Consider the following 2,616-nt stretch of genomic DNA (forward strand, 5'->3'; position numbering starts at 1 on the left):
TCCATCCTCACTGCGGCGCCGAAGGCGCTCGCCCTCGGCCTCACCCTCGCGCTCGGCGCGTGCACGGTCGGCCCCGACTACGTGAAGCCCGACACCGCCGCGCCGGCCGAGTTCGCGCGTGCCGATGCCGCCACCGATGCGGCCGCCGTTCCCGCGCCCGACGATGCATTCTGGGCGCGCTTCGGCGACGCCGAACTCAACGCGCTCATCGAGCAGGCGCTCGCCGCGAACAACGACCTCAAGGTCGCGCTCGCCCACTACGAGCGCGCCAACGCGGAACTGCGCAGCGCGAAGTTCGACGCACTGCCGGTGATCACCGCGAGCGCGAACGGCCAGGACATCCGCTCCAGCGCCGACCAGCTGCCCGGCGTGGACCGCGACGGCCGCGACACGAAGAGCTACGACGCCGGCATCGGCGCAAGCTGGGAACTCGACCTCTTCGGCCGCATCCGCCGCTCGATCGAAGCCGGTCGCGCCGATGCGGCCGCGAGCGCGGCCGACCTCGCCGCCGCGCAGGTCGCGATCGCGGGCTCCGTCGCACGCACCTACGTCGAGCTGCGCGGCCTGCAGGAACGCCTGCGCGTCGCGCAGGACAACGCCTCGAACCAGCGCGAGACCCTGCAGCTGGTCGACGCCCGCGTCGACGCGGGCGGCGGCACCGACTTCGACAGCGCGCGTGCGCGCGCACAGCTGGAAACCACCGACGCGCGCGTGCCCGCGCTCGAGGCGCAGATCGCCTTCGCGATGCATCGCCTCGCGGTGCTCACGGGCCGCACGCCCGGCGCATTGATCGACGAACTCAAGTCGCCGGGCGCATTGCCTGCGCTGCCCGAACGCCTCGACGCCGGCACGCCGGGCGAGCTGCTGCGCCGCCGGCCCGACGTTGCCGCCGCCGAACAGCGCCTGCACGCCGCGACCGCACGCGTCGGCGTCGCCACCGCCGACCTGTTTCCGCGCTTCACCCTCGGCGGCCTGCTCGGCACCCAGGCGGCCAGCACGGGCTCGCTGTTCGAACGCGACAGCGAAACGCATTTGCTCGCGCTCGGCGTCGACTGGTCCTTCCTCGACGTCGGCCACGTGCGCGCGCGCATCGCCGCGAGCGGCGCCGACGCGGAAGCCGCACTCGCGCAATACCGCCAGAGCGTGCTGCTCGCGCTGGAGGACACCGAGAACGCACTCGTGCGCTACGCCAAGGCACGCGCCGAAGACGCCCAGCTCGAGCGCGCCGCCACCGACAGCGCCGAAGCCGCGCGCCTCGCCCGCGTCCGCTACGAAGCCGGCGCCGCCGGCCTGCTCGACGTGCTCGACGCCGAACGCAGCCGCCTGCAGGCCCAGGACGCATTCGCCGACGCGCGCACGCGCAGCGTCACCGGCGCCGTCGCGCTCTATCAGGCCCTCGCCGGCGGCTGGCCGCAGCACGTGCCGCAGCGCGAGGGCATCGCGCAGCGCTGAGGCACCGACTCCCGCCCTCGCGTTCCTCCGTTTCGCCCCTCGCGCATGGTACGCCTCTCCCGCTCGCGGGAGAGGCCGCCGCGCGACGCGGCGGGTGAGGGCCTCCGGAGCGTACGCCTACGAAGCCGTCGACGCTCCGCCAGAACCGCAACCGCCATCGACGGAGCCCGCCGGATCGCGCTCCCCGCGTCACCCTCCGGGCTCCCCGCTGCAACCCCGCCGCCGGGTCCTCCAACCGAAGGCTACGGAACTCGACATGCCACGCTCGACGCTCGACGCGCCAGGCGCCGGACGCGAACGCCCGAGCGCCGAGATCGAACGGCCAAAGCGCAGGCCTCGAACACCGAGCTCCGAGCTCGGACGGCAAAGCTCAGGGCTCGATCGGTCGAGCGCCGAACTCGAAAGGCGGAGTTCCGATCTCGAAAAGTCGAGCTCCGAACTCGAAGGTCCGAGTTGCGAATCCGAAAGGTCGAGCTCCGGGAGGAGAGCGCCGAGCGTCGTGCTCGAAGTGCGAGGCCCTGCGCTCGTCCCTCCACGCCCGGAACTCGACCCTCCACCCGCGAAACTCGACCTTCCGGGCAACGAGCGCCGAGGGCGCCCGGGAAAGCCAGATCCCCAGGGCTCCGGGCTTGCCGATCGCAGAGAAGCCGGAACGGACTCCTGACCCAACGCCGCCATTGCCCGTTACGCTCGTACGTCCAGATGTGTAACCTGTTACGCCTTCACATACGGGATGTTGCGCGGCAGGGCGGACTCTATCGCGAGCCGACCGGTGCCCCAGGTGATTGATGTCGCACGGGAAATCATCTTGACCGGCAGGGGCGAGGACGAGCACGATGCCGCGCAACGCCCCGATTTCGGGGTCTATTTGTAGTTTGCGGCATGCCGATTGAGCGAATCGACTCGGAAGATGATCTTGTCGCAGCCTCGGCCGAAGCCGGACGACTTCTTCAGCTCATTCAAGATTACTGCGCGTCTCAGGATCGAACGCATGTTGACTACCCCGAAGCCAAGGTAAGGTTTCCGCGTGGATTCATTCGTACAGCACTTACCCAGCGTCATCGCCTTGCATTCATTGAGAATCGGGCGCTGCGCGGCAACCTCGCGTACACGCTCATCCTCTCGGATACGGTTCTCTGGCTATCGCTTCGCACCGACGTCTGG

Annotated in this window: 2 protein-coding genes; both read left to right on the plus strand. The window is 70.3% G+C overall.

Annotation, left to right across the window (positions count from 1 at the left end; genetic code table 11):
* Window positions 1–1,452: efflux transporter outer membrane subunit (locus tag ACTHK2_RS08085; protein WP_440245193.1), on the plus strand; the 1,452-nt coding region annotated here is incomplete at its 5' end.
* A gap of 882 nt (window positions 1,453–2,334) precedes the next feature.
* On the plus strand, window positions 2,335–2,616 hold a 282-nt coding region (locus ACTHK2_RS08090), incomplete at its 3' end, for a hypothetical protein (protein ID WP_440245194.1).

This window comes from Dokdonella sp. (assembly GCF_051958935.1).
GTDB lineage: Bacteria > Pseudomonadota > Gammaproteobacteria > Xanthomonadales > Rhodanobacteraceae > Dokdonella_A.